At 64.1% G+C, this 18,321-nt stretch carries 16 protein-coding genes; 4 read left to right on the top strand and 12 right to left on the bottom strand.

Annotated elements, in window-relative coordinates:
- Together QF015_RS11235 and QF015_RS11230 are read left to right on the top strand one after the other, a co-directional pair.
- Complete coding sequence (locus QF015_RS11235; protein WP_429389041.1) at positions 1–2,958, top strand: FAD-dependent oxidoreductase; 2,958 nt, start codon at positions 1–3, stop codon at positions 2,956–2,958.
- A complete protein-coding gene (locus QF015_RS11230) occupies positions 2,955–4,772 on the top strand; it encodes an FAD-dependent oxidoreductase (RefSeq protein WP_429389039.1) in 1,818 nt (605 codons plus the stop codon). The genes QF015_RS11235 and QF015_RS11230 overlap by 4 nt, the downstream gene beginning before the upstream one ends.
- Here the strand turns inward: QF015_RS11230 and QF015_RS11225 are convergent.
- From QF015_RS11225 to QF015_RS11175, 11 genes are all read right to left on the bottom strand, one after another.
- Positions 4,732–6,927: a transglycosylase domain-containing protein gene (locus QF015_RS11225; RefSeq protein ID WP_310210203.1), complete on the bottom strand. Its 2,196-nt coding sequence runs from the start codon at positions 6,925–6,927 to the stop codon at positions 4,732–4,734. The two genes, QF015_RS11230 and QF015_RS11225, sit on opposite strands and share 41 nt — an antisense overlap.
- A gap of 106 nt (positions 6,928–7,033) precedes the next feature.
- The gene (locus QF015_RS11220) at positions 7,034–7,507 is read right to left on the bottom strand and encodes a sensor histidine kinase (protein ID WP_397337512.1); all 474 of its coding nucleotides are present in this window, start codon (positions 7,505–7,507) and stop codon (positions 7,034–7,036) included.
- Positions 7,508–7,733: 226 nt separating this feature from the next.
- A complete protein-coding gene (locus QF015_RS11215) occupies positions 7,734–8,459 on the bottom strand; it encodes an aspartate/glutamate racemase family protein (RefSeq protein ID WP_429389037.1) in 726 nt (241 codons plus the stop codon).
- The gene (locus tag QF015_RS11210) at positions 8,449–9,888 is read right to left on the bottom strand and encodes an MFS transporter (RefSeq protein WP_310210194.1); all 1,440 of its coding nucleotides are present in this window, start codon (positions 9,886–9,888) and stop codon (positions 8,449–8,451) included. Before QF015_RS11210 ends, QF015_RS11215 begins: the two co-directional genes overlap by 11 nt.
- A gap of 412 nt (positions 9,889–10,300) precedes the next feature.
- Positions 10,301–11,893: a carbohydrate-binding domain-containing protein gene (locus QF015_RS11205; protein WP_310210191.1), complete on the bottom strand. Its 1,593-nt coding sequence runs from the start codon at positions 11,891–11,893 to the stop codon at positions 10,301–10,303.
- Positions 11,894–11,923: 30 nt separating this feature from the next.
- Positions 11,924–12,685, bottom strand: a complete 762-nt coding sequence (locus QF015_RS11200; RefSeq protein WP_310210564.1) for a polyphosphate polymerase domain-containing protein — start codon at positions 12,683–12,685, stop codon at positions 11,924–11,926.
- 23 nt (positions 12,686–12,708) lie between these two features.
- Positions 12,709–13,395: a DUF4956 domain-containing protein gene (locus tag QF015_RS11195; RefSeq protein WP_310210188.1), complete on the bottom strand. Its 687-nt coding sequence runs from the start codon at positions 13,393–13,395 to the stop codon at positions 12,709–12,711.
- Positions 13,395–14,540: a bifunctional glycosyltransferase family 2/GtrA family protein gene (locus QF015_RS11190; protein ID WP_310210185.1), complete on the bottom strand. Its 1,146-nt coding sequence runs from the start codon at positions 14,538–14,540 to the stop codon at positions 13,395–13,397. The genes QF015_RS11195 and QF015_RS11190 overlap by 1 nt, the downstream gene beginning before the upstream one ends.
- The gene (locus tag QF015_RS11185; protein WP_429389034.1) at positions 14,537–15,523 is read right to left on the bottom strand and encodes a phosphodiester glycosidase family protein; all 987 of its coding nucleotides are present in this window, start codon (positions 15,521–15,523) and stop codon (positions 14,537–14,539) included. Before QF015_RS11185 ends, QF015_RS11190 begins: the two co-directional genes overlap by 4 nt.
- Positions 15,524–15,588: 65 nt before the next feature.
- Positions 15,589–16,176: a DinB family protein gene (locus QF015_RS11180; protein WP_429389032.1), complete on the bottom strand. Its 588-nt coding sequence runs from the start codon at positions 16,174–16,176 to the stop codon at positions 15,589–15,591.
- Positions 16,177–16,312: 136 nt separating this feature from the next.
- Complete coding sequence (locus tag QF015_RS11175) at positions 16,313–16,672, bottom strand: VOC family protein (protein WP_310210177.1); 360 nt, start codon at positions 16,670–16,672, stop codon at positions 16,313–16,315.
- Positions 16,673–16,735: 63 nt separating this feature from the next.
- On the opposite strand from QF015_RS11175, the gene QF015_RS11170 reads away from it, so the two are divergent.
- Together QF015_RS11170 and QF015_RS11165 are read left to right on the top strand one after the other, a co-directional pair.
- A complete protein-coding gene (locus tag QF015_RS11170) occupies positions 16,736–17,050 on the top strand; it encodes an MmcQ/YjbR family DNA-binding protein (protein ID WP_310210174.1) in 315 nt (104 codons plus the stop codon).
- A 78-nt stretch (positions 17,051–17,128) separates the two neighbouring features.
- On the top strand, positions 17,129–17,422 hold the full coding sequence (locus tag QF015_RS11165; protein WP_429389030.1) for a hypothetical protein: 294 nt from the start codon (positions 17,129–17,131) through the stop codon (positions 17,420–17,422).
- 81 nt (positions 17,423–17,503) lie between these two features.
- Here QF015_RS11165 and QF015_RS11160 read toward each other — a convergent pair whose 3' ends face one another.
- Positions 17,504–18,316, bottom strand: a complete 813-nt coding sequence (locus QF015_RS11160; protein WP_062071654.1) for a bifunctional allantoicase/(S)-ureidoglycine aminohydrolase — start codon at positions 18,314–18,316, stop codon at positions 17,504–17,506.
- Positions 18,317–18,321: the final 5 nt, after the last annotated feature.

The following is an 18,321-nucleotide window of genomic DNA, read 5'->3' as shown; positions in this document are numbered from 1 at the left end:
ATGGTTTCTTCCACACCCGCAGCGGGGCTGCCGCTGACTCTTGGCCGCAACGGACGCACCCCCAGGACCCTCCGCAACCGCTTGGCGTCGGCCCCCATGGAACGCAACTACGGCACCACGGACGGCTACATCACCGAGCAATACATCGACTACCTGGTGACCCGGGCCAAGGCTGGACTCGGCATGGTCACCACTGAAGCCACGTACGTCCGGGCCGACGGCAAGGGCCGAACGCACCAGCTTGGCCTGCACACGGATGACATGGTTCCCGGGCTCCGCCGCCTCACCGACGCCCTGCACGCCGAAGGTGCGCTGGCCGCCGTCGAACTTAATCACGGTGGCCGCACCGCGCAGTCCGCCGTTTCCGGGTTCAAGAACCTCGCGCCGTCGCCGGTTCCCTGCCCGACGGCGGGTGGCGAGGTACCGCGGGAACTCACCGCTGCCGAGTGTTACGAGCTCGTGGCTGCCTATGCGGCAGCGGCTCGCCGCGCAGTGGCCGCCGGTTTCGACGTCATCAACCTCCACGGCGCGCACGGGTACCTGATCCACCAATTCATGTCGCCCATTTCCAATCACCGCACGGACGAGTTCGGGGCCCCGGAGTTCTTCATGAACCTGGTGATCGACGCCGTGCGGGAGTCCGTGCCGGACACGATCGTGGGAATGCGCGTTTCCGTGGTGGAGGGTCCGGCCGACGGCATCAGCGCTGAGCAACAAGCAGCCATCATCGGCAAGGCCCACCTGGACAAGCTCGACTTCCTGGACCTTTCCGCGGGCAGCTACGACGCCGGGGAATGGATCGTTCAATCGGGGGAGTGGAAGCCGGGAATCCTGTCCGACTACGCCGCGGCCTACCGGCAGTTCGGACTGCCGCTGGGGATGGCCGGACGCCTCAACAGCCCGGCGATCATTGAGGAGGTGCTCTCACAGGGCACCTGCGATTTTGTCAGCCTGGCCCGCGCCATCCATGCAGATCCCGCTTTTGTGGGCGGGGTCCTGCAGGGCGGGCGCTACCGGCCGTGCATTGCGTGCAACGTCTGCATCGACAACCTCGGGCTCGGCCAGGTGACCTGCACGGTCAACCCTGCTGTGGGGCGTTCACGCGTACCGGTTCCAACGCCCGCGGTCCGCCCATCTTCCAATGTTCTGGTGGTGGGTGCGGGTCCTGCCGGGCTCACCGCTGCCCGCGAACTTGCCGAAGCCGGTGCCCGCGTGACGCTGGTGGACGACGGAGCGCGGGCCGGAGGACAGTTCGCCCTCGCCGAACGCATGAGGTCCACCCCGGACTTCCATCGCTTCGCAGACTGGTCAGCGTCGGAAAACGAGCGACTGAACGTCGAAGTCCGGCTGGGTGCCCACGTGGACACGTCCGACGTCGGTACGCTGGCCCGTGGCTTCGGCGCCGATGCCGTGGTCATCGCCACTGGTGGTCGTCGGCCTGGTGCAGGCTTTGTTGGCGGCGACTCGCCCCGCGTCTCCGATATCCGTGACTGGCTCACTGCCCACCCGGAGATCCTGGACGGTTCTGCGGGGGTCTTTCCGGAAGCCGTGACCATCTGGGGCGCTGATTCCGTGGCCATGAGCGTGGCCGACACCCTTGCAACTCTGGGGACCTCGGTGCTGGTGGTCGGACCGCAGGAAGCGCTGGCCCCGGAATCGGGACGACGCGCCAAGATCCTGGCCGTGCCGCGCCTTGAAGCCAACCCCAAAGTGCGGATCTTCCTGTCCAGCACCATCGAGGAGTTTGACGGCAGCCGCGTACGGATCAGCCGGGCAGGTGTTCAGGACGAATGGATTGAAGCCCCGGGGGAGCTGCTGGTCTCGCGTTCGGTCCTGCCCTTGGACGGTCCCCTCACCCTGGAACAACGGGAAGCTGGGCTCAGCCTGTCCGCTTCCCTTCCCGTGGTGCTGGCCGGAACGGTCGTCGACGAGACACCAGCCATCGTGTCCAACGCGGTCAAGAGCGGCTACGACGCAGCCCAACGAATTGCCGCTGCCCTGGCGGGGTCCGGCACTGACATCGCTGGAAACGTGCGGGATCGCCGGAAGTTTCCGGCGGTTTCGCAGCGTACCGGCGATCCCGGCACCGCCACCCCTGCCCCTGCCACCCCTGCCCCTGTTCGAATCCGCCGCCTCGGGCTTGCCCAGCTGTCCCTCGTCGGGACGGCACCCCCGGACTTGGTGAGCATCGCCGCGAAGGCCGGGTTCGACTTCATCGGTGCACGCGTCCGTCCGGTGACCCCCACGGAACGCCCCTACAACGTTCAGCCCGGCTCGCCCATGCTTCGCGAAACCCTGGCCCGAATGGCCGACACGGGGATCACGGTTGAGGACATCGAGTTCCTGCTCCTGGACGGGACCGGCCTGCAGAACGGGGGCGACCAACGTGTCGCCTGGCTGCAGATGATGGAGGCGGGCCAAGCCCTGGGAGCATCCACCCTAACGGTGGCTTGCGCGGACCCGGACCTCGACCGTTTCGGTGATCATTTGGCCCAGATGACCCAGGACGGCAAAGCCTACGGAATCGTCCCGACACTGGAGCCCATCGCATACCAAACCGTCCGATCGATCCCCCAAGCCGTCGCGCTCGCTGACCACGCTGACTGCAAACTCGTGGTGGATGCGTTGCACGTCAACCGCTTTGGAGGCACGTGGGCCGAACTCGAAGACGCCGCTGACCTTGTTCCCTTGGTCCAACTCTGCGATGGACCGGCCAGCCCACCAAAGAGCAGGGAAGGCCTGATCCTTGAATCCCGTTCGGAACGGGGTGTTCCCGGGGAAGGCGAATTCGACTTGCCAGGCCTGCTCGCGCCATTCCCCGGCGACATCCCGATCAGCGTTGAAACCCCTTCCGGCAGCAGGGTAGCGGCCATGGGCGAACTCGCCTGGGCCAAACAACTGATGGCAGCAGCCACCACAGTCCTCACCACACCGGCATTTACCTGGAGCACCACATGAACAGCACAACCCCTCTTCCCGCCATCGACTGCGACGTCCTCGTCATCGGCTCAGGGGCCGGCGGTCTCGCAGCGGCCGTAACGGCTGCCTACCACGGGCTGAAAGTCATTGTCGTGGAAAAGTCCACAGTCTGCGGCGGTGCAACGTCGTGGTCCGGTGGTTGGGCATGGGCGCCGGGCAACCCGCTGGCCAGAGCCGAGGGTGTCCACGAGGACAAAGACGTGTTCCGGACCTACCTCCGAGGGGTCCTCGGCGACGACTACCGGGACCAGAACGTGGAGGCCTTCCTGGAGGCATCCCCACACATGGTGGGCTTCTTCCAGGAAAAAACGGCCTTGCAGTTCGTTCCCGGCAGCAAGATCAACGACATTTACGGCAAGCTCCCCGGTGCGGGCAGGGGCAACCGCTCAGTGGGTCCCAAACCCCTCAATGCCCGGACCCTCAAGCCGGCCTTGCGGGCAAAGATGCGCCATCAGCTCTACGAGACATCCTTCTTGGGGATGGGCATCATGGCCGGACCGGACCTCAGCAAGTTCCTCTCGGCATCGCAAGGCAACCTCCTGGGAATCTTCCATGCGGGCTGGCGCTTCGGGTTCCACGTCCTTGACCTGCTGACCCACCGCCGCAACATGCAACTGGTCAACGGCACAGCCCTGACCGGCAGGCTCCTGAAATCGGCAGACGATCTTGGCGTCGACATCCGTGTGTCCACCCCGGCCACAGACTTGCTCAGCGATGACAACGGCAAGGTGACCGGCGCCGTCGTGCGTTCGCCTGAAGGTGGGCTGCAGATCAACGCGGGCCGCGGCGTCGTGCTGGCAACCGGTGGTTTCCCCAACGATGTGCAGCGTCGCAAGGAGTTGTTTCCCAAGACGCCCACCGGCCGGGAGCACTGGACACTCTCCCCGGGTGAGACCACCGGCGACGGGATCAGCCTGGCCCAATCCGTCGGTGCGCGCTTCAAGACGGATGTGAAATCGCCGGCCGCATGGTGCCCGGTGTCGCTGGTGCCCTACCGCAATGGCCGGACCGGCGTGTTCCCTCACATTATGGACCGTGCCAAGCCCGGCAGCATCGGCGTCCGTGCCGACGGGAAACGGTTCGTGAATGAGGCCAACGGCTACTACGACTACATCGAGGCACTCATCGCTGCCACGCCGGACGGCGAAACGGTGGAGTCGTGGCAGATCGCGGACAGCAGATTCGTGCGCAAATTCCCTCTGGGGATGGCCAAACCGCTGCCCGTCCCGCTCTTCCCGTACCTGCGTTCCGGGTACCTGATTAAGGGCCGAACGCTGGAAGAACTCGCCGGCAAATGCGGCATCGACCCCGAGGGTTTGCGGCGAACCGTGGCGACCTTCAACGCCAACGCCCGTGACGGCGTCGATCCCGACTTCGGACGCGGCGAGACGGCCTTCAACCGCTACGGGGGCGATCCCACCAATCAGCCAAACCCGTCGTTGGGGCCCATCGAGAAGGGGCCGTTCTACGCGGTGCGGGTGGTGCCGGGCAGCTTCGGCACGTTCGCGGGGGTCGACACGGATGGCCGGTCACGGGCGCTCACCAACGACGGCGAGCCTATAGCGGGCTTGTACGTCACCGGCAATGACCAGGCCAACGTCATGGGCGGACACTATCCCGCAGGTGGCATAAACCTCGGACCGGCCCTGACATTCGGGTACATCGCGGGCCGACACCTCGCCGGGGTGGACAGCTACGAGGACGACGGTACGCGCGCGGAAACAAACGCGGACGTCGCCGCCCTGACGGAGGTTACTGTCCCGTCAGCCGGGGAACCGCCGGCACCGTGGTGACAGGTGCCGGCGCCGGTGGGGGAGCAGGTGCCGGGAAGGGGCCGCTGGGGTAGAGAGCCGTGGCTTCCACCATGTAATTGGCCCACTGTGGACCGGCAATCATGTAGCCGTCCAAGGACTTGTAGAACTTGCCGTTGATGGTGACGTTTTGCCCCGCACGCTGCTGTCCCGCCGTCGTGTCCCCAAAGAACGACGCCGTGGCCAGGGTGGTGGTGTAACCGGCCACCCACGTGGCCCCGTTGTTGTTGGAGGTGCCGGTCTTGGCGGCAACGGGGACCCGCGTGTGGACCTTGGGTTCAATCCACACACCTGAGCCCATCTTCAGCACATCCTGCAAGACGGCGTTGACGCCACGCGCCACGGCCGGTTTAACAGCCTCCCGGCACTGGGGCGTTTGGGCTTCGAACTGCCTGCCCTGGGAATCGCTGATCTCTGTGATGGCGATGGGTGCGCAGTACGTGCCGTCATTGGCGAAGGTTGCGTAGGCGCTCGCGAGGACCAGTGGCGCAACGCCGATGGAGCCCAGGAGGTTTCCGATCTGGTGCATGTTCACCGGAGCGTTGTCGAGCCCGCTGTGCAAGCCCACGGTGTCCACCATTTTTTGGATGCCGCAAAAGTCCAGCTGGGCCGCTGTAGCGAACGTTGCCGTGTTGATGGAGTTGTAGAGGCCGTAGTTGATGGGCATGGGGCGGTAGTAGCCGGCATCGTTGTTTTGCAGGTCGTCATCCGCGCCCAGGTTCTGCGCCTTCTGGGCGCTGCTGTAGCCACCCAGCACCTTGCCGCAGCTGGAACGCCAAGGGAAACCAACCGGGTAGACCCTTCGTGAGGCGTCAACCACGGCTGTGGGGTTCTTGCCCTCGTTGAGCCACTCGGCGTAAATGAACGGTTTCATGGTGGATCCCGGCTGGAAACCCCCGGCCCCATTGAGGTCGTAGCCGTTCGCGTCCTTGGCATCGACGTTGAAGTTCAACTGGGTATCGAATTTTCCTTCCTGGGGCACGAAGACCGTGTTCTGCGCCATCGCCAGGATCTTGCCGGTACCTGGCTGCACCGTGGTCATGGCGGCACCCCACTTGTCCGGGTTATCCCCGGCGGAGGCATCAACTTGGGCCTGGGCGACGGCCTGAAGCCGGCTGTCGAGCGTGGTGGTGATGGTGAGTCCGCCCCTGTACAGCAGCCGCTCTCGCTCGTTGACGGTGGAGCCATACCGCTCGTCATTGAGGATGAGGTGCGAGACGTAGTCACAGAAGTAGGTGGCGATGGACGCACCGGCGCACCCCTGCCGGGAAGGCGTAACGTTCAGTTCTATTGGCGAGGCCGAAGCAACACCATGATCTACCGCCGTGATCTTGCCCTGTTCCAGCATCCGGTCCAGGACGAGGTTGCGCCGGGCCAGCGCAGCGTCGGGGTCTACGGTGGGATCGTAAATGCTTGGGCCGTTGACCAGGCCGGCAAGGAGCGCGGCCTGCGGCAGGGTCAGGTCCTTCGCGGAGACGCTGAAGAAGTATCGCGACGCGGCCTCGATGCCGTAGGCGTCACGGTTGAAGAACACGATGTTCAGGTACCCCTCAAGGATCTGGTCTTTGCTGAACCGCTTCTCCAATTCCAAGGCAAGCTTGACCTCACGGAGCTTGTCACCCATCGTTTTCTGGCCGCTGAGCACCACGTCTTCAGGACGCCCCTCGGACAAGCGCGATTCGTTGAGCACGTTGGTGACGTATTGCTGGGTCAGCGTGGAGGCTCCTTGCCGGGTGCCTTTGGTCAGGTTGGAGCTCAACGCGCGAATGATGCCCTGGGCATCCACGCCGGCGTGTTCGTAAAAGCGGTTGTCTTCGATGGCTACGATGGCCTCGCGGATGAACGGCGACATTTCCTGCAAGGGAACCTTGACGCGGTTTTCTGCGTAGAACGTGGCGATGTGCTGGCCGTCCGCTGTGACCACAGTGCTGGAAAGGGACGGGGAATCGACGTCCAGCTGACTCGGCAGGCTTTCGTAGAACCCGATGGATCCGCCAACGGTGGTGCTGGTGAACGCCACCACCGGGACCACGAGTCCCGAGATCAGCACGCCGCAGAGGATGCTCACGATGAAGTACCCGAAGATCCTCAGGAGGACCTTCCCAAGACCGGGCTTTTGACCCTTGCTGTACGCCATTTTCGTGCCATTCCGTAGGGATGCCAGGCTGAAAAGTAGCTACAGAATACGTCCGGCAACGCAGTTGGGCTATGGCTGGAAGCCCGATTAAGGTCCCAAATCGGACTCAATCCAAAGGCAGCGTGACCCTCACGCTGGTGCCTCGCCCGACAGCAGAGTCGATGTCTACTGTGCCGCCGGCGTCGTGCACTGCGATGGACATCAGCAGCAGTCCGAAACCGTGCCGCCGGCCACTTGGCGCAGCGTGGATCTCAAAGCCCCTGCCGTCATCCGTGATGGTCAGCTGGATGCCGTGGTAGACCGCGTTGAGGCGGACAGTGAGCTCGCTGGCGTTTGCGTAGTTAAGGGTGTTGCTGAACGTCTCCTGTGCCACGTGATACAGCAGGGCAGCTGCTTTCGAGGAGATCTCGATGCCGTGATGCGGGGTGTGCCAGTGCACTTCGACGCCGGTCCGCCGGAGCGGCGCGGCGAGCCGGTCAATGCATCCGGCCACGCCCAGTGCGTAGAAATCCACAGGATGCTGGTCCTGGATGATGCCCTTGACGGACATGACCTCGCTGAGTGCTGATGACTGCTCCATTGCGTCCCCCACTTCGATGTCTTTCATACTGGAGATTCGTTACCGAAGCCCCTCGGTATTGGTGCTTCGCCTGTCTCCAGCGTGGCGCCGCTATATCAAGGAACCTTTCCGATTGGCTCAAGTTCGCATCAAGTTTGCGTGGCGGCTTACGGGGGCGGCCAACCTCGTGCGTGGGTCGGTTGGAAGCGCCCGACGACGGCAGGCGGGTGCCGTCGTCGGGCGTGGGCTACGTTTCCTGGCGCAGGGCGGTGAGTACCAGCCGGCAGGCGCTGGGGATCGGCTGGATGATGTCGACGGCGGCCACCCGGGCCAGCCGTCGGGCGGTGGCACTGAGTGGGCCCCCGGCAATGATGACGGCCTCGGCACGGTCAGCCTCCGTGGCCGATGCGACCGCCTGCGCCAACTCCTGGAACTGCCGTTCAGGGTCTGCCGCCAAAACCAGGGGCTCCGACTGCGTCAGGCGCACACCAGTGAAGTGCTCCTGGAACCCGTGGTCCGCCACCAGCTTGGCCAAGGCTTCCACCAGCAAGGGCGTGCTTGTTGCCATTCCGAAGCGCCGGGTGGTGCCGTCGGGGGCATGTGCCGCGACGTGGACGGAGCCTTGTCCAATGCCGATCACAGGGATGCCCAGTTCGCCGTCCAATCGGGCCCGCCCCGGATCACCGATCGCCGCGACAATCACTGCGGCGACCCTTTCGCCGTCGGGTCCTGAGAGGTAGCCGTGCACTGCCTCGCGGACGTGCGCCGCAGACTCCGCCAAGGACACCGGGTCCACGATCATGGACGGCCCGGCGACTGCCGTGATGCCCACTACGTGGAAGCCCTGTGGTGCCAAGGTCTCCGTGGCCAGGTCCACCATCATGGCGGTGGTGCCACGGTTGGTGTTGGGATTGACCAGCAGAACTGTGGTGGGTTCGGGCTTTCCTTCGGTACCAGCAACCTTAGTGTCCATAGATCGCAGCTTCCTCGTCGCCACTGGGTTCAGCGTCTTCTTCCAGCGGCTTGTTGAAGGTTTCCGGCGGGAATTGGACCACGATGGCCAGAACAATGAACAGCACGGCCAGCGTGGTGAACATGCCTGGCAGCCCGGCGGAGTCGAACACGGATCCGGAGATGAGCGGGAACAAGCCGCCGGAAAGGGAACCCGCTGCAAGGATGATCGAGGTTCCGAAGCCACGGGTGCGTGTTGGGTAAAGCTCCGGTGCGAACAGCCAAATGGTGGTGTTCAGGATGATGACGGAGAAGTTGAACAGAACCCCGAAGATGACAATGAGGACGATGTCGCTGGCCAGGAACGCCATGGACAGCCCGGACAGGCAACCCAGTATCGCTGCGGCGGTCAGGACCTTCTTACGGGGCAACCTGCTCGCAAGGTAGGCGGCGGTACAGGCGCCCAGCAAGGAACCGGACTGCATGATCAGGGTGAACCAGAGGCTGGTGTTCACGGCATAACCCCGCGAGACCAGGATGGTTGGCATCAGTGTGAGCATCGAAATCTGGGCGGCATAGGACATGCAGACGGCGATGCACAGCAGGACGGTGCGCTTGAGGAGCTTGCCGCGGAGCGCATCCTTCCAGTGCCCGGAGGACTTGGCCACGACGGGGTCGGGGACTGCGGTGATGTACGTTTCGGGATCGCTGATGGGGCCGGAGAGCTTGTTGCGTGCCAACCGGGTGATGACGAGGTTGGCTTCGTCGATCTTTCCCTGCGAGGCCAGGAACCGGGGCGTTTCAGGAACGAAGCGCCGGAAGAACATCACCAGGAGGGCGGGGATGAACAACAGACCGAACACCCAGCGCCACTTGTCTGGACCATCGAAGAGCGTGAAGACCAGGATGCCGAATGCCGGGGCCAACATATTGCCCAGACCTGCAGCGGTGACGTTGATGAGTCCTACCGCCGTGCCGCGGTGTTTCGCGGCGAAGAATTCGGCCATCATGATCACGGCAACAGCGATTTCGCCGCCGAGTCCGAAGCCTACGATGAAGCGGCCCGCGGCGAGGACGGGGTAGTTGGGAGCCACGGCGCAAAGCAATGAGCCACCGGCAAAGATGATGAGGTTGATGACCAGCATGTGCCGCCGGCCGTATTTGTCGACGATGAGGCCCGTCGCCAGCCGTCCGAGTGCTGTTGCCGTAAACGTCATTGTGTTCAGCAAACCGATTTCGGTGGCACCCAATCCCCAGGACTGGCGGAGGATGGGGCCGGTAATGCCTACGGCATTCTGTTCGAGGGCGTCGAAGAAGACGCCCAACAGGATCATGAAGACGATCTGGCGGTGGGCGCCGGTCACCCCGATCCTCTGATACGCGCCTTCGATTTGTTTGGCCAGGGATCCGGTCCGCGGTTTTGCAGCCTCCTGGGCAAGGTCTTTTTCCACAGTGCGCTCCTATCTGAGCTCTGAAGGTTCATTCATTGCCACGCGAATGGTTCCGTCATGCGGAATGCGAATATCACATGAGGGAATGTGATGGAGATTACACTTTGGGATACCAAAAGGCCATGGTTGGCGTGTAAACAGAATGTGACCGGGAGCTCAACGCGGGAAGTGGGCCGCGGCTTCCTGACTCTTTTTGGGTGAGCAGAGACCGGAACGCACACGAAAAAGGTTGATTTTGAGGCTAAGAAGCATCAAAAGAGGGCAGGAAGCCTCGCTGCAATGACCATGGGGCCTCACCAAGGACCCGACGGGTATCCGCGCCCCGAACGCAACGTCGTATGCCATCGCAGGCACGTGAATGGGCGGGAGGATCGGTATCCTGCCCGCCCATTGCGTCGGACCAGCGGCGGATCTAGCGGCGGCCGCCACCACCGCCGGGCCCCTGTGCCTGGGTGTACTGGCCCGCGGTGACGGTTCCCTGTTCCTCAGCACCGTCGACGGATCCCGTGGTCAGACCCGCTTTCGTATCTGCGGTGCCACCCGTGTACACCGTGTAGCTCTCCCCAGCGGTGATCGCTGCGGAGGAGAACACCAAGGACGCGATGGTCTTGGTGGTCACAAACGTGGCAATCACAGCCCCGGCCGGGTCAACGATGTGCACGGGAGTGCCTGCGGCAACCGAGGAATTGAAGGTCAGCTGTACGCCCGACTGCGTGGACGAGGTCCCCGGGGTGACTGCCATTCCGGCGCTGCCTGCTGCTGCCACGGTCCCGCCGGTGACCACCAGCTCACCGTTCACGTCGAGTGCTCCGTTGCCGTCGTTGGTGGGGCCGTTGACCACCACCGTGCCGCCCGAAATGGTCCCGCTGCCGTTGGAATCCAGCCCGTCGCCCTCGGAATTGATGGTCAGCGTGCCGCCCGAAACGTCCACGGTGTAATCCCCGGCGGCGGACTCGCCGCCCATGCCGCCACCGCCGGGTCCACCCATCCCCCCGGCGGCCGCGCCGGCATCCGCTGATGTGGACGAACCACCCGAGGCGTTCACACCGTCGTCGTGTGAGGTGACGGTGACATTGCCGCCGGAGATGGCGATGTGCTGCGCCTCCAACCCTTCCTCGGACTCGGCGACAGTGACCGTCCCGCCCGAAACGGTGAGGGTGTTGAAGGCTTTCACGCCGTCGTCGCCGGCGTTGACCGTCAGTGAGCCGCCGCTGACCAGCAGCCAGCCCCGGCCCTCGTCGGTTTCGTTGTCGGCCTTCACACCGTCCCCGCCGGCCGTGACTTGGTAGGCGCCGTCCAGCAGGACCGTGTAGTCCTTGCCGCGGATGCCGTCGTCCACGGCGTCCACAGTGACCTTGCCGGCGGCCATCACCAGTCCGTCCTTGGAAACAATGCCGTCGTTGAACTTGCCGTTGACGCTGAGGGATCCGGTTCCGGCGATGGTCAGGTCCGCCATGGAGTAGAGCGCGGCGTTGGGGGCATCTTCGCCTTGGTCTGCGTACGTGGCGGCGTCGGTCAACGCGTTGGTGCTGCCCTCTTCCAAGTACACGATTGCTTCGTCGGCGCTCTGCACCACAAACGGCGAACCGCTGGAGTTGCCCAGCTCGACTCCATCCAGAATGATGCGCACGGTGTCCGAATCGCCGGCAGACACCACGATCCGGCCGTCGGTCAGCGAGCCGCTGAGACGGTAGGTTCCGGCTGCGCTGATCGTGACGGTGTTGCCGTCTACCGCCACGCCGGTGGAGGACGACGACGTCACTTTGCTGCCGCCGTCGGCCAGGCTGATTGCCACTTCAGCAGCCGTATCCCAGGTGAGGTCGTCGCTGTCGTAGTGGGTGTCTTCCTCGATGGTGGCGGCGGTGACTGCCTGCTGGGTGGTTGTCGTGGTGGAAGTACCGGTGGTGCCTGCGGAGGTGGAGTTGGTGGCGGCCGTGGAGCACCCGGCCAGGGAGATGGCCAGGGCCACGGCGGCAACGGAAAGGGACGTGCGGAAGGAGCGCATGGTGGGATTCCTTAGTCTGTGGAGGAAAGGTCAGTGGAGGGGGCGCAGGGGCATCCTGCGCCGGAGGGTCTGGTTCCAGCGGTTGGCAGGGAGCTCAGGATGGAGCGCAGCCATGCCGGTGGCGAACTTCGAGATGCGGCACGGCCGGACGCCGTGCGCCCACAGGTGCCTGTCCAAAGGGCCGGGAGCGGAGCCGGATTTCGTCTCGACCACCACGGCGTTGTCCAGCACCCACGGTTGGCCGTCGGGGCTCTGCCACGTGACGTCGTTATCGATGGTCGCGCGGCTGCCGGACCCGGGGAGGAACAAGGTGGTGCGGACGTACCGTGTGGAAAGGACGGGCTCCAGGGGGCTGAAGGTGACATCGCCGATCGTGGCCGCCAGTGTCTCGTTCACGTAGGCCAGGCCTTCCGCGGTCAGCCGGTCCCGGTCGCACACCTCGTACGGTATCCGCTCCTTGACCGTTGCCTCCCGGGCGCCTTCGGTCTTCACTTCCAGGAAGCTGACCGCACTGTCGAGGTAGGTCCGCGTACGGATCTTGAACCGGCGGCGCCGTCCATGGGCGGCCAGCAGGTAGCTATCCAATCCCGGGGTGTCGAAGTAGACGGAGTCGTAGGCGAAGGTGCGTTTCCCGTCCATTTCCAGGACCCGGGCTTCAGTGCTGAACGTGCTCAGGATCTTCCGCGCTGTTGCCGACGGCACCAGGTACTTTCGGTCGACCCGGGTCAGCAGCGCGGCTTCCGTGGTGAGTTCTTCTAGTCCGACGGCGGGCAGCCGGCCCAGCTGCGGCATGATGGGTTGGGCGTCGACGCGGCTCACGCTACACCTGCCGAGGTGGGCACGGACTGCTGGGTGTGCGCCGCTGCCGGCCCGGGCTGCGCAGGCAGTTCCTGAGGTGCGGGCGAGAGGGCGCCGGCAGGCTGGTTGAAACCAAGCTGCGGGGGTTGTGGCTGCTGCTGGGGGCGGACTGCGTAACGGACGTCCACGATCGTCTTGTCGTTGACCATATCCAACTCCTGGATGGTGGCCGAATGAACCGTGCCGTTGAGAACTTCCTCCAGCCGGGCGTAGAGCTCGGGCTCGTTGTTGATGGCGCGGTCCAGGACCACGGTCTGGTGGCGGTAGGCAGGCAGGACCCGTGGGTTGTCGCCGACGAACATCACCAGGAGCACCAGCACCATGAGGGACAGGGTCAGCCAGAGCGGCTCCACCCCGATGCCCGCGATCAGGCCCAGGGCCAGGGCCGAGAAGTAGTAGGCCACTTCGTGCTGGGCGAGTTCCGTGGACCGGAGCCGGATGATCGACAGCACTCCGAACAGGCCCAGTCCCAGGCCAACGCCGGCAGCCGATCCGGACAGCGCCGTTGCCACGGCCAGGACGCCAACGTTCATGCCCAAGTAGGACACCACCAGGTCACGGCGCCGGTGGCGGCGGAGGTAGAGGGCGAGCGTCAGAATGGCGATGGCGGCCAAATCTGCCGCGATAAGAATGATGGTGTTCATCAGGTACTCCGGAATCTCTTGGGGGATTGGTCTCCACTTTTCCCGGTCATGCTGTGCTGAAACTGTGTCGGGACCAAGGCTGGGATATGCGTTTCGACGGCGGTCGGTTCCGTTGCGGCTGCCCGCGCGGTGCGAACAAAAAGGAAGCGCTGCTGCACGGCGTAACTGACACCCAGCAGGGTCACTTCGGTCACCAGTTTGGCCAGCAGGTCCGGGACGGCCAGGGAGGTCAGAGCCCACATCGCGGCGTAATTGGCGCACAACAGGACAACCACCAGGGCCACGTATCCCGTGGCTGCCGTGCGGAATGAGGTATCTTTGCCGTGGTCAAAGACCAGCCTTCGATTGACCATGAAGTTCACCGAAGCGCTGACCAAGCGGGCCCCCACCACCGCCATCAGCAGGGAATCCGTGAGGGCACTGAGGACCACGAACATCACCGTGTCCACCACGAACGCGGACAGCGACGAGCCAAGGAACTTCAGCAACGGCGCGTAAATCCGCAGCGAATCAGCAACGGGCCTGAAGTGCGATCCCGAATTTTCGTCGAGATAGACCGTGGCTATTTCCACGCTCTCAATGCCGTATCCGGCCTGTTTCGCCTCGAGCAGCAGATTAAGTTCATATTCGTAGCGTTGTCCGCGGACTGTCACCAGCCATGGAAGCATGTCAGCCCTGTAGCCACGAAGGCCGGTCTGCGTGTCCGTGATCCGTTGACCTGTCGCGAGCCTGAACAGCCAGCGCGTCACCGTGTTGCCGAACTTGCTCCTGGCCGGGACATCACCGGTGAAATTGCGGCAGCCAAGGACCATCGCAGCTGTGACGTGCCGGACGCGGTCAGCAACGGCGAGGATGTCGGCCACCCCGTGCTGTCCGTCGCTGTCAGCGCAGACAACGTCGTGGCCCGGGAAACGCTCCGCGATGAAGGCAAATCCGCTCTTGAGGGCGTGGCCTTTTCCGCCGTTCACCGCGTAACTCAACACTTGGCACCCAAGCCGGGCGGCGTCGTCGAACGTGGTCTGGTAGTCCGGTCCGGAGCCGTCGTCCACCACCACGATGGTCAGCCACGGATCGGCTTCGCGAAGATTGCGGACAAGGGAAGTGAGCTGGTGGTCCGGCTCGAAGGCCGGTATCAGGACGATCATGACTGGGCGATGTAGAGGATGTCCGAGGTACCGCGCTCTTTGTTCCCGCCGAGCGGGCTGTTCACCAGGGAGCCGTTGAAGTACATGGTGGAGGAGCCGCCGCCGTCGATGTTGTAGGCGGTGGTGGCACCCAAGTCCTTCATGATCTGCGCCAGGCCTGTCATAGAGACGCCGGCGGAGTAGCCGGGGCTCCGGCCGTCCACCACCACGAACACCAGATGGTTCTCGTCGATGACGCCCACGGCGGTGCGGGGCTGCTCGCCTTGGATGGAGTGGTTGCCGAAGTTGGTATCTACTTCCACGTCCTCGATGCCCGAGGCGATTTCACCGTTGTCCAGCAGCGACGGGCCAAACGAGAGGGTGTTCCAGACACCGTCCGCGATGAGTTGGTCGGCCGAGGTGGTGGTTTCGTCGTAGACCTTGACGGTGCCGTCCTTGTAGAACGCCAAGCCTTGGCGGGCGCCTTCGTCCCGGTACACCACGCCGTTGCGGATCACGATGCCCGTGTCCCGGAAGCCGTAGTAGTCGCCGTTGATGGCGAAGATGGCGTTATGGTCCTCGGCGATCGCAGACGTGGTCTCGGTGATGTTCCCGCCGAAGGTATCCTCGGCGAACGCTGACTTCAGCGTGGTGGCATCATCAAGCACGACGTCGGCAACGTAGTACGTCACGGTGCCGTCGCCGCTGCCGGTGGTCACCGTTGAGACGGAGACGCCGGTGTCACCCGAAGTGTAGGAGGTAGCGGTGACCACGGCGGTCGCGGCCGTGTCAGCGGAAGTCCCCTCCGTCGCGCTGTTTGTCGTAGTGCCGGCCTGGCTTGCCTCGTACTCGGAGACGTTGGTGATCTCTGCGTGCGGAATGACGAAGCGGTCCAGGGCCCAGGCGGCGGCACCCCCGGCAGAGAGAGTGACCGCCAGAACGGCGGAGACGACGGCGCGCCGGGTCCGGCTGCCCTTACGGTTCTTGGTCTGTGGAGGAGTCATTCCTCATTTCTACGGAGGGAGGCTACGCCGGAGGTTTGCCCTTCATATGCGTGGGCTGTGAAGGTTCACCAGTGTCGGCGGCCTGCCTCCCGGGCTGCTTCTTCGATCCGGAACCTATGGGCCGCCCACTCTTCGGAGTTCCGGCCGGGGATGTTGGGATCGCCCGGCCTCTGCCCGGCGGAGCCGTCGATGAGTTCGCGGATGATGTCTGCGTGCCCGGCATGCCTGGCGGTTTCCACGCACATGTGGACCAGGATCTGGTGGAGCGTGACGTTCTTCTTCTCGTCCGACCACCACGGCACCACGCCCGGTGCGTCCAACGGGAGGGACTCAATGGTCTCGTCGCTGTGCTTCGCGGAAAAGTGGTGCAATTCCAGGATCTCTTCCCGGCTCTCGGTGACGGGCACCCACATATCGGAGTCCGGTTCGGCGTCGTCAGCCAGCCAAGGCATGTCCCTGCCGCTGGGCCGTCCGAAAGTCACTCCGAAATAGTCCAGCTGCACGCTGGCTACATGCTTCACGAGGCCCATCAGATTGGTTCCTGTGGGAGTCATGGGCCTGCGGGCGTCATACTCGCTGAGGTTCTCCACCTTGCCGAGCAGGTCCGCCCTCCGGAGCCGCAAGTACCCGAGCAACATCGCTTTGTCATCCATGGGGAGCACTCTACCGAAGGGCGGGACCCGCGACTTCGCTGGAACACTGCGGCTTCGCCGGAAAGTTCCAGCGTTCTCGCACGCTTCCAGCGACGGGGCGGATGGGCCTGGCACCGCATAGCCCCCGGCGGCGTTGCTACCGCGGACTTTTGTCGATCACGCAGAAGCGGTTGCCGTCAGGATCTGCAAGAACCACGAAGTCCGGATCCTCGGGGTACAGGTCCCAGTCCACACGTTGGGCGCCGAGCCCGATGAGCCGTTCAATCTCGGCTGACTGGTCATCCGCGTAGAGATCGAGGTGGGTGCGGGGATGCTCTTGCACAGGGGTTTCGCTCAGCATGAGGGCGAGTTGGGGCCCGGGGCCAGATGCCGGCACCAGGATCACCCAGGTTTCATCGCCGGGCTCTCGGGGGACGTAGCCCACCGCTTCATGCCAGAACCGGGTGGCGCGGCCGATGTCGTTGACGCCAAGTACGGTGCTGCCGATGCTCAACATCCGCCCAGCCTAGCCCGCGTCCGGATCCCTTGTCGTGGGCAAGAACAAATGCCACAGTGAACCATGGCCACAGAAGACGATGTTCGCCGCATCTGCCTTGGCATGCCCGGTGTGACTGAGCGGCCGAGTTGGGGGCAGCCCGCGTGGTTCGCCAAGTCGCTCATGGCACGTATGTGGGAAGAAGGCGTCGGCACGGTCAAAACCGAGGAACGCGAAGCGCTCGCGGCCATGAATCCCGATACCTTCTTCTGGACCCCGCATCACGAGCAGTCCCCGAACCTGATGCTGATCCGGCTGGAAAAGATCGACGTGGGGGAGCTCGACGAGTTGCTGCAGGAGTCGTACAGAATCGCCGGCGGCCCGGGCAAGCCCAACTAAAACGTCCCATGGAGCGCTCAGCGGAACATGTGCAGTTACCCGGTTGGGTGCACGCGCACGCAGGTTAGACTCGGCCGCATGGGGGAACACAAACGTGGGGAACACAGCACACCGAAACCTGCCCGCAGAGTCTCTGCCGTCGTCGTGCCTTTACTGGGGCTGATCGCGGTCATCGTGGGGGTGATCGTGGCGTGGAACGGAACCAACGAACCGGTCGGCTGGTTTGCCTACGCGCCGCTGAGCGACAGTGTGTTCGTGGGGGACAACGGCTCATTCGTGAGTAAGGGGACGCAGCTCGGCTTGGCCGTGGCGGGGGCTGGCCTGCTGGTCCTCGTGTTCTGGGCGGGGCTGGCCGTGGGCCGTCGACGCTGAGTTCGCTGGAAAACGACGAAATCGCCGGAAAGCTCCCTGCGAACTGGCAGCTTTCCGGCGATCTCGGTGAAACGCACAAACCTAGGTGAGCTTCACCTGGCGGTTCATGTCCTTGTACAGCAGGTAACGGAACTCGCCCGGACCACCGGCGTAGCAAGCCTGCGGGCAGAACGCGCGCAGCCACATGAAGTCGCCGGCCTCCACCTCAACCCAGTCGTTGTTGAGTAAGTACATGGCCTTGCCCTCAAGCACATACAGACCGTGTTCCATGACGTGGGTCTCCGGGAAGGGGATTACGCCGCCGGGCTGGAAGGTGACGATGTTGACCTGCATGTCATGTGCGAGGTCGCTGGAGTCCGTGAAGCGCGTGGTCTTCCAGACGTCATCGGTGTCCGGCATGGAGGTGGGCTCCACGTCCTTCTCGTTGGTGACGAAGGACTTGGCTTCGAACCCTTCGAGCCGCTCGTAGGCCTTGCGGATCCAGTGGAAGGACACGATGTCGTCGGAGACGTTCTCCAGGCCCCACTCTGCGCCGGCAGCGAGGTAGGCGTAGCCACCCTCCTCGAGGTGGTGCAGTTCGCCGTCGAGGGTCAGGTTCACCTGGCCCTTGGTCACGAAGATGACACCTTCGACGCCGGACTCGAACTCGGCCTTGGGAGCCCCGCCGCCCGGTGCGATCTCAACGATCAGCTGGGAGAACGTGGTGGCGAAACCGGAGATCGGCCGTGCGATGATCCACGAGCGCGTGTTGGAGAACCCCGGCAGGTTGCTGGTGACGATGTCCGTCATGACGCCCTTGGGGATCACCGTGTAGGCCTCGGTGACGATGGCCCGTTCGGTGGTCAGCTGGGTCTGCGGCGGCAGGCCGCCCTGCGGGTAGTAATACTTGCCCATGCGAG

The sequence above is a fragment of the Paenarthrobacter sp. TE4293 genome (genome assembly GCF_050435325.1).
GTDB lineage: Bacteria > Actinomycetota > Actinomycetes > Actinomycetales > Micrococcaceae > Arthrobacter > Arthrobacter nitroguajacolicus_C.
Note: the sequence above shows the minus strand (reverse complement) of the source record. Positions and strands in the feature narration are given on the sequence as shown.

Excerpts from the sequence above, each read along its gene's own strand:
- QF015_RS11175 (WP_310210177.1), bottom strand. The coding sequence starts at position 16,672 with ATGTTGAGCATCGGCAGCACCGTACTTGGCGTCAACGACATCGGCCGC.
- QF015_RS11195 (WP_310210188.1), bottom strand. The coding sequence starts at position 13,395 with ATGAACACCATCATTCTTATCGCGGCAGATTTGGCCGCCATCGCCATT.
- QF015_RS11225 (WP_310210203.1), bottom strand. The coding sequence starts at position 6,927 with ATGGCGTACAGCAAGGGTCAAAAGCCCGGTCTTGGGAAGGTCCTCCTG.
- QF015_RS11185 (WP_429389034.1), bottom strand. The coding sequence starts at position 15,523 with ATGACTCCTCCACAGACCAAGAACCGTAAGGGCAGCCGGACCCGGCGC.
- QF015_RS11235 (WP_429389041.1), top strand. The coding sequence starts at position 1 with ATGGTTTCTTCCACACCCGCAGCGGGGCTGCCGCTGACTCTTGGCCGC.
- QF015_RS11170 (WP_310210174.1), top strand. The coding sequence starts at position 16,736 with ATGGCCACAGAAGACGATGTTCGCCGCATCTGCCTTGGCATGCCCGGT.
- QF015_RS11220 (WP_397337512.1), bottom strand. The coding sequence starts at position 7,507 with ATGGAGCAGTCATCAGCACTCAGCGAGGTCATGTCCGTCAAGGGCATC.
- QF015_RS11200 (WP_310210564.1), bottom strand. The coding sequence starts at position 12,685 with ATGCCGCAGCTGGGCCGGCTGCCCGCCGTCGGACTAGAAGAACTCACC.
- QF015_RS11190 (WP_310210185.1), bottom strand. The coding sequence starts at position 14,540 with ATGATCGTCCTGATACCGGCCTTCGAGCCGGACCACCAGCTCACTTCC.
- QF015_RS11205 (WP_310210191.1), bottom strand. The coding sequence starts at position 11,893 with ATGCGCTCCTTCCGCACGTCCCTTTCCGTTGCCGCCGTGGCCCTGGCC.
- QF015_RS11165 (WP_429389030.1), top strand. The coding sequence starts at position 17,129 with ATGGGGGAACACAAACGTGGGGAACACAGCACACCGAAACCTGCCCGC.
- QF015_RS11180 (WP_429389032.1), bottom strand. The coding sequence starts at position 16,176 with ATGGATGACAAAGCGATGTTGCTCGGGTACTTGCGGCTCCGGAGGGCG.
- QF015_RS11215 (WP_429389037.1), bottom strand. The coding sequence starts at position 8,459 with ATGGACACTAAGGTTGCTGGTACCGAAGGAAAGCCCGAACCCACCACA.
- QF015_RS11160 (WP_062071654.1), bottom strand. The coding sequence starts at position 18,316 with ATGGGCAAGTATTACTACCCGCAGGGCGGCCTGCCGCCGCAGACCCAG.
- QF015_RS11230 (WP_429389039.1), top strand. The coding sequence starts at position 2,955 with ATGAACAGCACAACCCCTCTTCCCGCCATCGACTGCGACGTCCTCGTC.